This window comes from Terriglobia bacterium (assembly GCA_020073085.1).
Lineage (GTDB): Bacteria > Acidobacteriota > Terriglobia > JAIQFV01 > JAIQFV01 > JAIQFV01.
This window is the reverse complement of the sequence record JAIQFV010000048.1, coordinates 1-17,118: the sequence shown is the minus strand read 5'-3', so window position 1 is coordinate 17,118 and position 17,118 is coordinate 1. Positions and strand designations below refer to the sequence as shown.

General features: G+C 56.9%; 11 protein-coding genes. 1 reads left to right on the top strand and 10 read right to left on the bottom strand.

All coding sequences use genetic code 11. The features are described 5' to 3' along the window. Positions 1-314 precede the first annotated feature (314 nt). From LAO21_22405 to LAO21_22390, 4 genes are all read right to left on the bottom strand, one after another. Positions 315-2,807 (bottom strand): hypothetical protein, encoded by a 2,493-nt coding sequence (locus LAO21_22405; GenBank protein MBZ5555470.1) that lies wholly within the window; start codon positions 2,805-2,807, stop codon positions 315-317. Between the two features lie 322 nt (positions 2,808-3,129). After that, on the bottom strand, positions 3,130-3,285 hold the full coding sequence (locus LAO21_22400) for a hypothetical protein (protein MBZ5555469.1): 156 nt from the start codon (positions 3,283-3,285) through the stop codon (positions 3,130-3,132). Positions 3,286-3,291: 6 nt separating this feature from the next. Continuing rightward, the gene (locus LAO21_22395; protein MBZ5555468.1) at positions 3,292-4,950 is read right to left on the bottom strand and encodes a glycoside hydrolase family 28 protein; all 1,659 of its coding nucleotides are present in this window, start codon (positions 4,948-4,950) and stop codon (positions 3,292-3,294) included. A 303-nt stretch (positions 4,951-5,253) separates the two neighbouring features. Beyond that, positions 5,254-7,695: an ABC transporter permease gene (locus LAO21_22390; protein MBZ5555467.1), complete on the bottom strand. Its 2,442-nt coding sequence runs from the start codon at positions 7,693-7,695 to the stop codon at positions 5,254-5,256. 910 nt (positions 7,696-8,605) lie between these two features. Between LAO21_22390 and LAO21_22385 the strand changes: the two genes are divergently transcribed. Beyond that, positions 8,606-9,697 carry an MBL fold metallo-hydrolase gene (locus tag LAO21_22385; GenBank protein ID MBZ5555466.1) on the top strand — a complete coding sequence of 364 codons (1,092 nt, stop codon included), beginning with the start codon at positions 8,606-8,608 and terminating at the stop codon, positions 9,695-9,697. Positions 9,698-9,883: 186 nt separating this feature from the next. Here LAO21_22385 and LAO21_22380 read toward each other — a convergent pair whose 3' ends face one another. From LAO21_22380 to LAO21_22355, 6 genes are all read right to left on the bottom strand, one after another. Next, positions 9,884-13,066 (bottom strand): DUF3857 domain-containing protein, encoded by a 3,183-nt coding sequence (locus LAO21_22380; protein ID MBZ5555465.1) that lies wholly within the window; start codon positions 13,064-13,066, stop codon positions 9,884-9,886. Positions 13,067-13,753: 687 nt separating this feature from the next. After that, the gene (locus LAO21_22375) at positions 13,754-14,236 is read right to left on the bottom strand and encodes a hypothetical protein (GenBank protein MBZ5555464.1); all 483 of its coding nucleotides are present in this window, start codon (positions 14,234-14,236) and stop codon (positions 13,754-13,756) included. Between the two features lie 11 nt (positions 14,237-14,247). Beyond that, entirely contained in the window at positions 14,248-14,805 is a 558-nt protein-coding gene (locus LAO21_22370) for an RNA polymerase sigma factor (protein ID MBZ5555463.1), read from the bottom strand. A gap of 69 nt (positions 14,806-14,874) precedes the next feature. Next, positions 14,875-15,354, bottom strand: a complete 480-nt coding sequence (locus tag LAO21_22365; protein ID MBZ5555462.1) for a hypothetical protein — start codon at positions 15,352-15,354, stop codon at positions 14,875-14,877. 284 nt (positions 15,355-15,638) lie between these two features. Further along, the gene (locus LAO21_22360; GenBank protein MBZ5555461.1) at positions 15,639-16,181 is read right to left on the bottom strand and encodes a hypothetical protein; all 543 of its coding nucleotides are present in this window, start codon (positions 16,179-16,181) and stop codon (positions 15,639-15,641) included. A 17-nt stretch (positions 16,182-16,198) separates the two neighbouring features. Continuing rightward, the gene (locus tag LAO21_22355; protein ID MBZ5555460.1) at positions 16,199-16,468 is read right to left on the bottom strand and encodes a VCBS repeat-containing protein; all 270 of its coding nucleotides are present in this window, start codon (positions 16,466-16,468) and stop codon (positions 16,199-16,201) included. Positions 16,469-17,118 lie beyond the last annotated feature (650 nt).

Sequence of the window (17,118 nt, the reverse complement as noted above, 5' to 3'; positions counted from 1 at the left end):
CGGATGACGCAGAATGAAAATCAGTTCAAAGTTTAACCTGCCACAGCGCCCAGGAGATCAAAGTTCAAAGTCGTGTGTCCGTCTCTGGAGCGGTCCGTCGCTTTCGACAACGCATGGAGAGCGACCCGTCCCTGGCGCAAGTTTTCCAATAGATTAGCTGCCAATTGAAAAATAAATAGACCTGGCCCCCGGGTTAAAAAAATGCTCTTGAGCAACAGCCCGTTGAGACCTACCGCCATTGGAGGTGTGGTCCAGGAGCGGCATCGCCGAGGCGGGCCACCTATTCCGATAGTCCGCCCCGGGGTCTCAAAGCGTTATGGTTTCCTCAGGCAGAAGCCGACTGAGGCCTGGGCATAGTTGCTGGTACGCCCGTTGTTCACGTTAGTGCGATCCCAGACGTGCAGAATAATCGCGTACCCGCAGGGATCCATAGGTCCCACGTGCGGTTCCCCGGCAGGCGGGGTTCTGCCTGTATTCACAGTCCAAGTCGCGTTCGCGAGGCCGGGGTCGCCGATGGCCCCGCCGTAGAGGACAGACGCCCCGCTGGGCGGAACCGGCAACACACCGTGCGACGGGTAGGCCGGTGGGCCGTCCGGCTTGATGTCGAACGAGAAGGACCCGAAGTGAATATCCGTTGCGGTGAACTTACCGGTGAAAATCGCCCCCGGAGTGAAGTCCCCGCACTGACCGCCAAGATCGATGCTGAGGAGAGCGACCGGGGCCGTGTTGTCGATGAGTACTGAGACCACATTGCTGTGTAAGTCGTGATCGGGATTCCCGTCCACGTTCAGGTCGATGCGGAGATTGAAGAGTTTCCCGTCATCGGCTGCGGTGGTCTGCCAGTAGCCCATGAGATTCGATTCCACGTAGTGGTAAGAAGCGTAGTCCTCGTATTCGTAATAGCCATCGATAGTGGGCGGGAGCGCGTGTTTCACGGTGTAGGTGGTGTGCCAACCCGTGACCGGATTCCACGTGCTGATGTACAGCCCGACGCCCTGAGGTTCGTTCACGATGGGCGCCCATGCCGTGGCCGGATCGGAGTTCAACTTCTTCATCACCCGGTACTTCATGCCGGACGTGGGCAGCGGGATTTTGCCGGCAATATTGATGACTCCGCCGAAGGGGCTGTCGTGATAGAGCGCGCCAGTTTCGAGCGTGTTACCGGTGGCGAGCCCGCCGGCGCTGATGTTGATGTAGGACATGTCGCCCGCTCGGCTCAGAAGCGGCACCTGCGTAGTGACCGGGAGGCCGGGCTGCAGGAGGATCATCGTTTCCAGACGATTCCCCCAGACCGGCCGGTAGTTCGGCTGTCCGCAAGGCGGCAAAACGTTCCACGACAGGATGGCGCGGATGTGGACGACCTTCGGACCTTCATGACACTCCTGGCGGTATTGGTCGAAGTTTACCGGGAGGTACACGGCGTATTCGAGTCCACCCTCGGGGAGGTTCTCGAAGTCGTACACCCTGACCGAAGTCTGGCCGAGGCATGTGGCGAAGTTGCCGCTGTTATCGAAGTCAGCCCAAAACGTGACATACTCCAGGCTGCCGTCGGTGCAAGGGCCGCCGGAGTAGCCACAGGGCAGCTTCACACGCACGATTCCGGCGAGCAGCCCGTGATCGCCCGAATGGTGTCCGATGCACACCAGCTCTTCGTATCGCGTGTCGGATGGCGGCGCGGCGATGGGGCCGAATATTTCCCCAGGATCCAGGGTGGGGAACGGCAGTTTATAGTCCGGCGCCATCAGCTTGGCCGTGAGCCCTGGTTGGTCCATATAGGCGATTGCTTCTTTGAGGGCAAAACGGTGCGGCTCGACCTTCTTTTCTTTGTACAGAGCCTGCAGATCAAGGGCGGACAGCTTCGGCGGTGGAAGCGGGATCACAGGTGTTTCCACGTCGATGAGTTCCATGACCATCGGGGGGATCTTCAACTCGGCGACTTCGAAAACGTCCTTAACCCGGTAGGACTGCAGCTTCGCGACCTGGATGTAGGTGTCGTGTGCGTTGCCCCAAACGGGGGTGTGGTTGGGCGTGGCCGGCGGATTCGGAACATTCCAAGAAAGGATAGCACGTGCGCGGAGGATGTTTCGCTGTTTGCAGGGTTTCTTGGGCGGATTGATCTTCAGGGTGCAGGCGTATTCCAATCGCTGTTTGCGCCGCGGCTCGGCGGGCACGTCGTAGACGGTGAAGTCGACCTCTCCCTGATCCTGCCAAGTGGCGCCGTCATCAAACGAGAGATAGAAACGAACGTACTCCTTCGAGCCATTGGAGCAGACTCCGCCGGCATACCCGGTGATCTGCTTTATGTAGACGACGGCTTCCAGAAGGCTGAGTTGCGGTTCGAAGCCTACGCAACCAATCTCTTCATAGAAGGTATTGCCGGAGATGTTTATCACCGGCTTGTAGGGGCTCTTGGCAATGTTGCCGAAGTAATTCGGGTTGGTAAGGATGAGCGAGCGGAAGTTGGCGCGCTCTTTGAGATGCGGTGGTTCCATTACAATATCCTCGCCATGCTCGAGTTTGAATGTCACGGTGGCAAAACCGGACGCCGGAACGGTAACGAATTGGCTGGTCGGCGCAAAGAAGGCTGTGGAAGTAACGGTGACCTTGTACAGTCCTTGCGGAGCGCGGTGTAGTCCGGCGACGTTGATGGCTTTGGAGCCGTCTGCTGAATGCAGTTCATAGCGATCGGCGAGGGTCTGGTGCTGGAATTCGATGTCGACCGTCCCCGGGTAAGGGGTGCCGTCCTGTTGGAGAATAGTGATTTTTAGGCTGATGTCTTTATCAGTCATTTCCTTTTCAGTGGGCATATTGATCCTCCTAGCCGTGACAATGAGCGAGAAACGTTGCGATCGTAACAACCAGTCAAAATACACTACACCTCAGGAATATTTTCTGTCTGTCCAGAATGGGACAGCGATGTCGGTTCCTCAGGCACTCATGTGGCGGCAGAGTAAATATTGGAGCGGAATTTTGGGGTCAGGCTATGACAATTTCACAATTAGAAACCAAGCGAGGAGCCATCCTTTGGATTGATGAGGATCGGCGGCGTTTCTTGGAGAATCACACTGTATTTACCCCAGGGAGCGCGGAGGGCTTTGGTGATAGGGGATAGGGAATAGGTGATAGGTTTTAGGTGATAGGGAAGAGGGAAACAAGTTGAAAGTCCAAGGTCCAAAGTCGAATAGCGGGAATCCAGGTCCAACCCGCCACGTCGGCCAGGAGTTCAAAGTCATAGAGCCAATAGTCCCAGCTTCTCTGCAGGCCATTCGGGTTAGGTACTGACATTCTTTTTCAGCGAGCTTCCGGCCGTTCTGACTTCATAAACAAATTCTCTTGCTTTACGCGCTCAAGCCGTATGTCAGGCACCGGCCGGCACTGGTGAGTACTGAAGTTCTCCACATTCTTGAGCGCGAAGACCGGCACCGCGACCACGGCTTGTGCTTTGACGTGATTGAACTCCGCGTCTTTCACATCGGTCAGAACGAAGGCGGGCCGCAGGTCATCTTTCATGAAGCCGACCTCGACATGGTTCATCTCGACCCTCTTCACATGGCGGATGAAGAAGCCATAGGCCGGGATCTCTCCGAACATCGTTGGCTCGGGATAGTCATTCTCCTTCTCGGGCGGCTCAAGTGCCGCTTGCTCCCGGGTGCCGCCGCCCTGGTAGTCGATGCGGATATTGCTCAGCTTTAAATCTTCAATGTCATAGCCGGGAATACCGCTGATGATCGAGCCGTACCGGGGATTCGCATTGTAAACGACCACATTGCTGATGATCACGCGCCGGATTCGGCCCACCCTCGTCGCTTCTTTCGGCCCCCGGAGACGGCTGCCGAGCCGGAGAAAGATCGGGGCATTCGTGATGTCGCGCATCGTGATGTTATTGATGGTCACATCTTCGAGTAACCCGCCGTCGACCGATTCCAGCGCCAGGCCGCGACAGTAATCGAAGACGCTGTTGGAGATCGTAATATTCTTGAAGCCGCCGTTCGATTCGGTCCCGAATTTGATACGTCCCGTCGAGCTGTTTCGATCATATCGGTGGTACTCGCGCTTGTAAGTGCCATCGAGAAACGTGCCTTCGTCGTAGCCGCTGACCTGACAATTCGTGATGGTCACGTTTTCCGTCGCCCGCGCAAAGCCGAGCGCATACGAGCTTTTCGGGCAGATCGCGTCATCGAAGGGCGAGTTGACACTGCAATTCGAGACCCGCACGTTGCGACAAGCATCAATATCAATCCCGTCGCGGTTCGTATCTATCTTCAAGTTATCTAAAGTGAGGTTATCAACGCCCGTCGCCAGGATGGCAAAGTGCCCGCCATGCGAGATCGTGACATCGCGGATCACGACGTTGCGGCAGAGCTTGAGGCTGATCGCCTTGTTCCCCCAGCCGGGTTCCACCGCGTCGCGCAGATTGGGATAGCCGAAGGGGGCCGCGGTCGGGTCGGTCGGAACATCACGGAGCGCGTCGTTCTGCGCGCGCGTGCGCGACTCCTCGCCGTTCCGCACCAATCCTTTGCCCCAGATCATCCCCGGCCCCAGAATCGAAACGTCCTCAAGCCCCTCGCCCCAAATCAGGCTGTTGTGCCAGTGGCTGTGACCGAAGTCCTGGTACTTGTCCCACGGGTTAGGTTCAGGCAGATCGTACCCACCTTTGACTTCCGATGGATCGGCAGCCACAATCGTAGCGCCTTGATCGAGGTATAGCGTGATATGGCTTTTCAAGTGAATCGAGAAGCAAAGGTAAGTGCCGGCGGGGAAATGTACGGTGCCGCCCCCCTCGGCCGCTGCCACTTCAATGGCCCGGTTGATGGCCGGGGTGTCGACGGTCTTGCCATCGCCTTTGGCTCCAAAGGCTCTGACATCATATTGACCCGCAATACTGCTTTGAGGCCTGGAGCCTTGACCATCCTTGCTTGGAAAGCCTGGTTGTTGACCAAAAGCCGTCATCAAGCAGGCAGCCAGGGTCGCAAAGATGATAGAAACTACCCAACGCTGTTTTTTCGTGTTCATCGAAATACCTCTGTCCATCTATGAGGTCTTACTTGCTCGTTTTCGACAATCCGGCGAGCCTGGCGACGAAATCTGTGCCAGTATATCAGCATTTCATGATTCACCGCTGAGGCGCGGAGGGTTTAGGTGACAGGTGTTAGGTAATAGGGAATAGAGAATAGGTAATAGGGAATAGGGAGAATACAACGAGGATCGTGCGATCTGGAAATGAAAATCAAATAGAATTAACCCGCAGTTCATCTACTCGTACCGCAGGGCGATCACGGGATCGGTGCGCATGGCGCGGTGTGCGGGGATATAGCACGCCACGAGCGCCACGGCGGTCAACATCACCGAAACGCCCCCCAGGGTCAGGGGATCGGTCGCGCTCACGCTGAAGAGCATTTTGGACATCAGCCGCGTGAGGCCCAAGGTCGCGCCCAGTCCAATGCCCACTCCCACCAGGGCCATCCCGGCCCCCTGGCCGAGCACCAGCCGGAGCACATCGCCCCGCTGGGCGCCCAGCGCCAGGCGGATTCCGATCTCATGGGTCCGCTGCTCCGCCAGATAGGACACGACCCCATAGATTCCGATACTTGAGAGAATCAGGGCCAGCCCCGCAAAGACCCCGAGCAGGATCATGGAGAATCTTCGATCGGAGAAGGAATCGGCCACGATCTCGTCCATGGACTGGACGCCGTACACCACCTGATCGCTGTTCATTCGCGCCAGGGTGCGCCGGATCGTCTCCGCCAGTTCGCCCTGGGGGCCCCGGGTGCGAGCGACCAGCCCCACGCCGTTCGACAGCAACGGCATGAGCCGATCCGGAAGTTGCATGAATGGAATATAGATTTGCGCCTGAATCTTGGCGGTCGCGTCGGAATCCAATCCCCAGTGCTTGACGTGGCCGGCGACGCCCACAATCATCGGCTGCATGTCCACGATGGCGAGATTCAGGCGCTTTCCGATGGGGTCCTCGTTGGGGAAATATTTCCGCGCGAATATTTCGTCAATCACCACCACCGGCGGCGAATGCTCGTTGTCTTGTTCCGCCAGGAACCGGCCGCGCTTCAGGGGAGTTCCCATCGCCTTCAGGTACTCCGGTTCCACCAGATAAAACAGCGCGATGGACATCTCGTCCTGGGTGGCTGGCTTGGGCTGACCCTCGAGCCAGAAGGGCAATTCGGAGTCCCCATTCATGGGCAGCGAGCCTCCCTGCAGGGAAGCAAATTGCACGCCGGGCACGGCGACCAGGGTGTCGTGGAGGTTGCGCAGCAGCGTTCGTTGGGCCAGCGGATTGTCCGCAATGCCGCGCGGCATCGTCATATCAAACGTCATCACGTTGTGCGGATTGAATCCGGGGTCAACCTTCCACAGGGCCGTGAGGCTGCGCACCATCAACCCGGCTCCCGCCAGCAGCACCAGCGCCATCGCCATCTCCACTGCAACGAACACGCGTTGAGCACGGTGCCGCGCCCCGCTCATGCCGCGCCCGCCTTCCTTGAGGACTTCCGCCAGCCCGGCACGGGACATCCGCAGCGCCGGCATCAGCCCGAAAATCATACCGACCGCGACCGAAACCCCCAGCGTGAAGAGCAGCACATGCCAGTCGAGCTTCACTTCGCTCGCGCGCGGCAGCGCTTGCGGCAGCGTGCCCAGGATGGCCTTCGTCCCCCAGTACGCCAGGGTGAGCCCCAGGGCGCCCCCGCCCATCGCCAGGAGAACGCTCTCTGTCAACAGTTGACGGATGACGCGGCCTCGATTGGCCCCCAGGGCCGCGCGAATGGCAAATTCTTTCGTCCGGCCCGTGGCCCGTGCCAGCAGCAGGTTCGCCACGTTCGCGCACGCGATCAGCAACACAAACCCCACGGCCCCCAGCAGCAGGAAGAGGAACGGCCGGATGTCCCCGACCATGTTCTCTTTCAAAGGCAGCAGCGCAATGCCCATGCCCTTGTTGGAGTCGGGATAGGTGGCCGCCAAATTCCGGCCGATGCGGTCCATATCCGCCCGCGCCTGGGCCAGAGTCACCCCGGGTTTCACCCGCCCGATGACCTGAGAGCCCATGCTGACACGGCGATCGCGAAACGTCGGGTCGGCCCATTGTCCGATCGGAATGTAGACATCCCGCGCCCGCCCATACAGGTTAAAGCTGGCGGGAATGACACCCACGACTTCATAGGATTTCCCCGTCAGCGTGATGGACTTTCCGATGATGTCAGGCGAGGCGCTGAATTTTCGCTTCCACAGCCCTTCGCTGATCATCGTCACGGGCGCCCCGCCGATCCGGTCTTCCTCCGGGCGCAACAGCCGCCCCAGTCTTGGCTGTATTCCGACGGCGGGGAAGAAGCCCGATGAGACCTGATAGGCCCGGACACGCTCCCCCTCCCCCGCTCCAATCAGGAATTCGTCCTCATTGCGGAAAATCCCCAGGTGCTCGAACGACTGGTTGTACTTCTCCCAGTCCAGGTAATTCAAGTAGGTGACCGAGCTGTGCTGGAATTCGCGGGTGGAGGCGAACACCGCGACGAGCTTGTCCGGGTCGGGGTAGGGCAGCGGATGCAGCAGCACTCCATTCACGACGGAGAACAGCGCGCTGTTTGCCCCAATCCCCAGCGCCAGGGTGAGGATTGCGATAATGATGAATCCGGGTGACTTGGCCAGGGTTCGCGCTCCGTAGCGAATGTCTTGAATGAGGGATCCCATTTTGCCTCCCCAATTGGGTTTTCCGGGCCGGAGCTGACCGCCCGGCAGGTCTCCGCCCGCCGCCGGCAGCCAACCGTTACACCTCCATTAACGAAGGGGGCAAGAAAAAAGTTTCGTGGAATTGGAAGCGATTCGGGTCAGGCAGCGACGGTCGACATTTAAGGATTCACCGCAAAGGCGGGGGGGGGCGCGGAGGCTTAGGTGATAGGTGGTAGGTGATAGGGGGTAGGGAATAGGGAAGAGCTGTTCAAAGGTCAATGTTGGAAAACGGAAATCCAGCTTTGATATGACACGGCGGGAAGGCGCACACATGCACTGTTGGCATGTGTGCGGCCTTCTCTGAGAGAGACCCCGTCACGAGGAGCAAGAGCAAATCGACTCTCCACCGCACACATCGCAAAAGACGCGATGTATGCGCCACCCAGTCCTCGAGGGATTGTGATACCATTTCCCTTCGCAAAGAATGCCTAATGGCCTGGCCATGGGGACTCCACCCCGGAAAAAGGGGCAGACACCTCATTCAAAGCAGTCTTCGAGCTTCCAAGAGGATAGGTGTTTGTCCCCGTCTGCCCTGGGCTGTTGCCGGTCTGACACTGGGGATTTTTAGAAATCAACCAAGATTCGTGGATCGTATCCGAATTGGACAAGCGCCTGCGAAGGCGGTGAAAGGACAACCCGATGACGAGCCTGCTTGCTCCTTATGGAAGTGTGGAGGCCCAGAAGGTGGCCGAGAATTTGGACGCGAAGATCGAAGCGTTATTGCAAGCGGCAGCCGCTTGAGATCATCGATGTCGCCGCAGATCGCTGAACCCGAATGATTCCTCGAACCAAGAATGTGTTCTTGGGCAACGGCCCACAACGATGTGATCCCATCATCCTATGTTAAAAATGTAAATCGGGAGGCGACCACATGAAACAGTTGCTAACGTTTTGCTTGATACCCTGTTTGGTGATGTGCATTACACCCGGATGGGTTTCCCCCGGCTTCGCACAGACGGGGGTTGCAGTTCAGAAGGTTCAAATCGCTGACGGCATCTACCAGTTCATTACAGCGCCCGACGGATACGTGCCCAACGGCAATTCCGTCGTGATCGTGAACGAAAATGACGTTCTCGTTTTCGACACCTTCAGCCGGCCGTCAACGGCGCGCCAAGTCCTTGCCGAGATTCGCAAGATCACAAATAAGCCGGTGCGTTACCTGGTAAATTCGCACTGGCACCCGGATCACTGGTCCGGCAACGAGGTCTATTGCCAGGAGTTTCCCAATCTTGAAATCATCGCGACCGAGGAAACCCGACAGTTTATGCTGAACATCGCAAAGGCATGGCCGCACCTGTACACGGAAGGACTCCGTAAGGACCAGGCCGATTTTGACAAGGAGGTCAGCAGCGGCAAGCAGTCGGACGGAACAGTGCTGACCGCCGACCAACGTCGCAAAGATGAAGACGATTTGCGCTTGGAGCGGGAGTACGTCGCAGAAGCATTGAAGGTGCAACGCACCTACCCGACATTTACGTACAACGACCAGCTCACACTTCACCATGGCGGTCGCGAGTTCCGTTTTATGAGCATGGTGGGGGACGCGCGGGGCACGACCGTCCTTTATCTTCCTAAAGAAAAAATACTGGTCACCGGAGACTTGCTTTCCTATCCCGTGCCCTACTTCACTCCCCCGCTCAGCCAGCACGCCAAGAGTCTGAGGACGCTCGCCCAGTTCGATGCCGATGTGATCATTCCCGGTCACGGACCGGCGTGGCACGACAAGAATTTCTTGAACCTGGAAGCAGAACTATTTGAGACTCTGGTCAGGCAAGTGGGTCAGGCGGTACAACAGGGCATGGTCACGGTGGAGGAGGTGCAGAAGCAGGTGGACGTGGAGTCTCTGCGGCTGAGGTTTACCGGCGATGACAAAGATTTGAACGCAAAGTTTCGAAGGTATGTCAGTCGCATGGTCGAGAATGCATACCGAGATGCACGGGATGGGAAGAAATTCGAGTACTAGCTGAACTCGCCAATCCAACGACCTCGCAAGCCATGCGGGTCAGGGACCGACATTCTTGGGGGACCGGAAAAACAGTTCAAAGTTCAAAGTTCAAAGTCGGGACCCTGAGCGCGTGTGTGCGCCATGCCGAGGCATCCCTAACGCAACCCGGGTCTGTTGGTTCTTAAGGAAAGCAAGAGGGGGTGTCTAATTCACAGAGTGGACTGTGTCGGGGAGCAGGAGGACAAACTCACACGGACTGCCTTTCTCCGGGCACGCCAAGACTCCCCTTCGCACAATTTTCGTAGCCTCGGGGCTGGGGAAAACGATATCGTATTTCGCGGCTGCAATCGCCGGAACGGCCGTGAGAAGTTGCTCATCGCCGGAAATGAACTTGACGTCATCCACCTGCGGGCCGGGGAGGAAACTGATGAAGAACTCCGCCGTCGCCTGGTGGGCCAGGGGCTTAGCGATCTGAACCGTCGTCGTGCGCAGCCTCGAAATCTCATCGCGCGCTTGGGTAACCATGACGTCGGCTTCCTTCTCGCCGTCCGCGACGGCAATGAGACGTCGGAGGGTCTCCGCCGGAGGATGTGAAGCAGCCACCCCTTGAGCGTAAAACCGTGCCGCGATCTTCTTCTCTCCCTGATTTTCGTGAAGCTGGCCCAGGTGATCGGCCACAACGGCGTGCTGCGTCAGGCTCCAGGCTGCGGCCAGGTACCTCTCCGCGAGCTGAACGTTTCCTTGCTGGAAATACACCCACCCCAGCGTGTCCCATGTTATTCCAAGCAGGTTCACGAGATTAAGGTGTTGTACTTGGAGGTTCTTCAACTGAATGTCGCGCAGTTGGGCGTCGAGGGAAGAAATGGCTGACTCCGCGAATTGCCGCGCCTTGTCAAGGTGTTCGCCCTTTTCCGCAAGGAGGTACGCGACTTGGTTGAACAATGATGGCGAGGGGGCGATCTGCACGGCCGTATCGAACGCCGCCATGGCTTTGTCGACTTGTCCAAGTTTGAGATAGGCCTCTCCAAGTCCGGCATGCGCGGCCGGCTCTTTGTCTGAAATGGCGACTGCAGCTTCGAATTCTTGTCGTGCCTCCTCGCATTTCTTTTGGCTGAGCAGTAATCTGCCCAGGTTCTCATGTGACCAATATTCCCGCGGATTGATTAATATCTGCTTCTGAAAGGCTTGCTGGGCTTCGTCGAGTTGGCCTTGGATCATCAGCACTCGACCAAGATTGTTGTATGCATGCAGATCGTTAGGGCTTAGCTCGATCAGCTTTCGGAATGCAGCGGCTGCGTCGTCAAACCGCCGCATGCCCATGTATACGACGCCCTGGCTATTCCACGCCCACTTGTTTCCCGGATCGAGTTTCAACGCCTTGTTCAAGAGATCCGCTGCGAGGCTGTAGTTGTGCTTTTCGATTGCCGTAGAGGCGGATCTGGTCAGGGCATCCACATCCTCCGAATTCAATCCGGCCTCGGCCGGTTTCGCACTTGCATCGAGGCCGATCAAGTCGATCCAGTGCCCCCTGTCATCCGCGAGGGCCTTGCAGAACTTACGGTAGTTGTCCCATTCCGACAGCGGCACTTCTGACTTCTTGATGACAAACCGCCGCACTGCCGTCAGGATGTTTTTCTCGAACCCATACTGCGCATGATACTCGGCATAGTCAGTGATCAGGTCCAGCTTATCCGGAGGTGTTACGGTGTAACCCGCCGGCAGCTCAACGGTGGAGCGATAGACAATATCCCCTTGAGCGCCGAGGAAGACAGGTTCCGTGGGTTTCGCTTTCTCGTCGTCTCCTCCTTCGACCCCAAACGTCGGCAACGGTAATGTGATCCGCCGGTTAGGCCAGTCCCCGTATCCCTTCCGCGTGTAGTCGTAGGAGAACTGGAACGGCTTTTCGGTGTCTTCGGGCGCAGACGCGGTTACTGCCGCCACCTCCCCGGAGAAACCGACGCTCAGGGACATCAAGTGCACCAGATTCTTCCAGTGGGCCGGCGATGTGGCGCGGAACCCAATCCGGAACAGCACCTCGGCATCGCCGCGCGCCGCCCATTCGATGTGTCCTGTGAACGTGCCGTCGGGGCTGAGCTTGCCTCCAGCGACAAAGGTTTGCGTGCTCGGGAAGGGGGGCTCTGGCGGCGTTTTCATGAGTTTGGCGGGTTTGTCCGTCGGCATCACCAGCGCCTGCTTGTCGCGGAGATTCGCCAGCAATAATCCGACGGGGGCCACTTCCGGCGTTGTGTCGAGCCAGACCAGCGAGTCGCCGCGCGGTATGACGGTGACAACATGGTCAAACTGTCCGGGCGAGGGCACCTTGGATGTGATTTGACGCGTTGTGTTGATCAAGGCCGGCCATGCGTCGTACCCAGCAGCTTTCAGCAGTGCGGCCAGCAAGGTGTGCTTGTCCTTACAGTCTCCGTATCCATTGTCGAGTACCTGATCGGCGGGGTGAGGCTCATATCGGCCGGTGCCGAACGATAAAGAAACATAATGGAGGCGAGTCGCGACAAAATTGTAAAGCGCGCGGATCTTCTGGTCGTCGGACGTCAGCCCCTTCATGAGTTCGGCCGCCTTGGCCTGGATGGATGGCGTTGCAACGACTTGAGCCGCCTGCGCCCGCCCGTACCAGTTGCCGACCTCGTCCCAAGTATGGAATGTGCTGACTTGAACGGACGGGGGTGGGGCATCCCGTTTGGACTGTGATCCAAGGGGGGCCTCTACGCGTTTGAGATTTGCGGCACGCCACCTGTAAACGCGGCGGCTGCCCTCCTCCTGAACGCTGGGTTCTGTATCGGGGCTGCTGATGTTCACGTATTTGTCCCGGGGAAAACTGAGCTCGAGCTCCTCGTCCTTCACGATCATGTCCTTTTGGAATGAGTGCTCGAACCAGAACTGCCCTGGAACATCCGACTTTAAAATGTGATATCGGACCGCATATTCCAAAACGTCGCCGATGCCCAGCGCTTTCACGGTGATGTGTTTCTCGTGGACGTCGCTGTACATCGGGGCGATGCGCGTGACGCTCCCAGGCATATCTTGAATGTTATAAGCCGGCGTAACGATGATGGTCCCATCCGGCTTGCGCACACGCACGTAATCGATATCGAGACTCTCGTTCGCACTGCGATACGAAAAGGTGAGCACCGCCAGCTCCTGCACACCCGCGTCCGCCTGGACCCGGATGACGGCCGTGATCTCGCGCGTACCGGTGCCGTCGGCATCCCAACTAGCGTGAGTGGCGTAATGCTCCATGACGACGGCTTCCTGCAAATCGTCCGATGCACTCACTGGTTTGTTGGGCAGTGAAGACTGGGCGTTGCTGAGGATTGCGGAAGCGGCGCCTAAGTAGGCAATTAGAGCGGTCACAACCAGGAAACGCATGCGCATATCAATAACTCCATTCTACGGAACTCACACAACCCACTATGTCGGTGAAAAAAGCGCACCTGCCGGCTTCTCAATGACCGAACCATCTTAAAGACAGGGTCACAACTCAGCCGCAAGTCCCGCCGCGGGCCGTCGACATACTCCTCTTCAATACTTACAGAATATTTCCAAATATGCTCTTTACAGGGGCACGGCGTGGGTGTTCAAAGGGGGGACGGCCCTCACTCCTCACTTAAAACCACGACGCCGCTGAGGATTCGCGGCACTCTATTCTCATCGACATAAGTCCGGCTTCGGATTAGCAATCTTTGGCCGCTATGCGGAGTCATATAATTACCGCTGAGACCCAGAGGGGGGGCTGAGGTATTAGGGTATAGGTTTTGGGGGACAGGAAAAAGCAGTTCAAAGTTCAAGCCGTCACGGGGGCCGGGAGTTCAAGGTTCAAAGTTCAAAGTTCCAAGTTCAAAGTTCAAACTCATAGAGCCAAAAATCCCAGCTTCTCTGCAGGCCATTCGGGTCAGGGACCGACATTCGTTAGGTAATAGGCAAGAGGGAATAGAGGATAGAGAAAGGGAGTTCAAAGTTCAAAGTCGAAAGACGGAAACCAAGGTTCTTGGGTGTCGTGGGTACTGGCGGGGCTGGGAAGAGGGAGCCCGAACCGCTTGCGGAGCAAGACGGGTTTCATTCTTCCGACAAGACCGCAACAAAGGTGAAGATCACGCTGAGGCATACCAGGCCCACACTCACCAGCAGAAATCCCATAAAGAAAGGGGTCAGATTGAGGGCCATCACGGTTCTATCCCATCGCGGTCCAAAGGCGCTGAGCCACCCTTTGACCTGGGGCCAGTGGCTCGAAAGAAGTTGAAGCACGAGGAGGAGCAGGACGAAGTAAGAAGCGGTTCGAAAAACCCTGATTGGACGGACCACCTGCTCCTGGACGGTTTGTCGCTCGAGCAATTGTGCCTTGAACCAAATCAGCCGGGGATCCGGAAGCCGCGAGTCGACGAGGGGGAGTTCCGCTAACTGGCGCATCCCCGAGGCCACCTCCAGGAGATTGGAACAGACCTCACACTGATGCACATGGCCTTCGACGGCCGGATCCCAGTGATCCGTCCTTAAAGCTTGCAGTACCTTTTCCTCAAACTCACATGTGGTCTGTTTCATGGTGATCTCTCTCAAATCGTTTTGTGCCGGCCCAATAGTGCGGCCACTTTCTTACGGACGCGAAACAGGAGGACACGAACGCTCTTTTCCTTGAGGCCGAGGGTCTCCGCGATTTCCCGATGCTCCGCCCCTTCGACATAAGCGAGCCAGAGAAGGGATCGTTCCTGGGGTTTCAGCGATTTGAAGGCCCTCTGCATTTCCCACCGCGTACTCTGGCCCTGGTTCGGATCCTCACCTGCATTCTCGGGCGCCGGCTCTTCCGCGGACCAATGCGCCTCGCGCTTGGAGTGCCTCCAGTGATCTTGAACCAGCCGGGTGGCAATCTTGAAGAGGTAGGCGCGCCGTTGACCTTCCCCCATGGCCGGCAGGGGAGTGCGGAGGTAGCGAAAGTAGCTTTCTTGAAGGATATCATCCGCCAGGGCGGCGCTGCCGCTGACGCGATGAACATAGCGCCGCAGAGACCGGGCCGTGTCCGCGTAGAATTGCTGGAAGCTCGATTCATCCATCATCGTGAGATTCGGCTCCTGCTGCGTCGAAGCCCGGGCGCCACTTAATGGCAGGTTTTCCAAAGAAACCTCTTCTACAATCATCGCCTGAAATCCCGCGTGAGACAATTCTATTGTGCTGATGATCGAACTCTATGGCTTCCCCAGGCCTGTCCCAGCGAGGAGCCCCCAGGCCCTGGACAAACGGTAGGAAATCCCTGCTGAAATGAGGTAGCCGATGCCCAAGGAGAGGCTCACCCCGCCGAAAAGATAGACTGATGTCACCGCATCGCGGCGGGCGGCTTCACTAATGACGAAATATCCCATGAGAAGAAGGCCCAGGCCCAGCAGGGTCAAGAGACAACCCCTTTCGATTGAACCGAGAATCCCTTGAGCGGCCGGCGATTGTTCGGTGGTGATGTTTTCCAGCAACTGCCGGCCACCGTCGGTCTGTAGGAACTGGACGAACTCCGGAGCGGAGCCGAACCGTTCGACGAGATGAGTGTGTACATCGGCGCGGGCCTTGATCACCCTCATCTTCTCCTTGTACTGCAACGCTATCTTCACAATATACCCTGCGACAGGAAAGAAGATGAGAGACATGATCACGGGCGCGAGGTCTTCTGAGCGCATAACATCCTCCGGGTTACCTTGGGTTTCGCAAAGGCGATCTGACCGTGACGCACGATTCATCCGGTGCGTCTTCGACCTGTCTTCCCATGAAGGTCAATTCCCCTTTGCTCACCCATATAACGTCTCGCCACCCCCTTTGGTTAACAACGGAAAACGCGTCTTGGGGCTTTCGGGTCGAGGGAAGAGCAGTTCAAAGTTCAAGGTTCAAAGTTCAAAGTCGAAAAGCGGAAATCCAATCCGTTCGGATCAGGCATGGACATTCGCTGGTCACCTCTGTTCCACTCTCAGTTGTCCCCCGGCGACTTCCCGCGAAGAGATTCAATGAACCTGGAACCGAGGGAGGTTATCCGTTGAAAATTCTCAGTACCGAAGAACAACCACAGGCCAAGGGCGGTCTGAATCAAAGCTTCTGCAAGGTGAACCCAGAAGTATGCATCGTGACGCTGGAAAGGGAAAAAGAGGTTGGGCACGACCATTCCCCAATGGGCAATAGCCCCATCAAGAATAAGGAGGCCAACCACCGAGAAAGCGATTCGCTGGACAACCTGTGGCGTCATGCCCGCGCTGCTCCCGGAAACTTGTTTTTCGGGATCCTCCCAGGTTCCCAGGGCGCCCGCGTTAAAGTACAAATAGTAGCCAAAAAGAAAAAGCAGAATGGAGGGAACAAAGGCGAAGATGAATGCCAGCAAAACTGTTGGAGTGCTTTGATTGTTGATTTTTCCGAGATACAAGTACGAGATCGGGGCCTGGAGGGCGGAGAGAGCAATGATGAATGTATATAAGCCCAGGAGTTTACCTCCCAACAGACCTGCTTCGCGGTTTGTCATAATTCCTCCCTGAATGTTCAAGAAAGATAGAATGGATTATTCGTCCCCTTGTTTGCTACAGCCAGGTCCTTGATCCCGTCGTTATTGAAATCACCAATCACGATCGATTTTGGAAGGCCCCCGACACGATAGGTCCGTGCGGCCGCAAAGTTGAGGGTTGGGGTTTGATCTGCCACTACTGATCTCGTGGGGGCAAGGAAGAGAAAAAGGAATAGAGCAATCGAAAGGGCCAGGGGCAGATCAACACGTGCACTCGAAGGTGAGTTTGCCATTTTGATGGGCTTCATAACGGTCACTTTCTTGTTCTGTGAACTTGAGTTGGGGAGATTCCGTTCCCTCTTTCACATGAACCCGGGGTAGGAAGGCTTTCACAAGATGAGTTCATGCGCTTTTCTCGATTTTCTCGACCCTCTGTCGGGGGCCGTTCCGGAATGATTTTCTATTTTCTCTTCTATTTGTCAGGCTCATTTTCCGGAAAGTTCCGTGCGAGATCTCCTCCCGAAGTGGGCAAGCTTACACTGGAACCTTCGCAGTCTGATCCCAGCGCACAAGCACACTTCCATTTAGGATAGGAGAAAAACCGAGGGAAAGCCTCCGTCGGCCAGTCAATCAGCACGATCACGTTGTGGAGACGAGTGGGGGATCGCCTGGCCGAGGAAAAGTGTAGACCTGGCCTGACGGGATTTCAAGTGGAAATCAGCATTGTCAAATGAGACATCACGTGCACGGAAGCATTAGAAACATTGAACGCCAGAGTGCGATGGGGAAATGCCCCAGAGGGGCCTTCCTCATGGCATTCGGGGTCAGATCCTATGAAGGACCGTGACGACTCGAATGAGCGGGTCGTTTTTTGGTAAGCTCCTCGGAAAGACAGATCACTTTTTCAAAGGAGCGGACAATGACCAAACAAACGACCCCTAGCAAGAAGTATATCAAC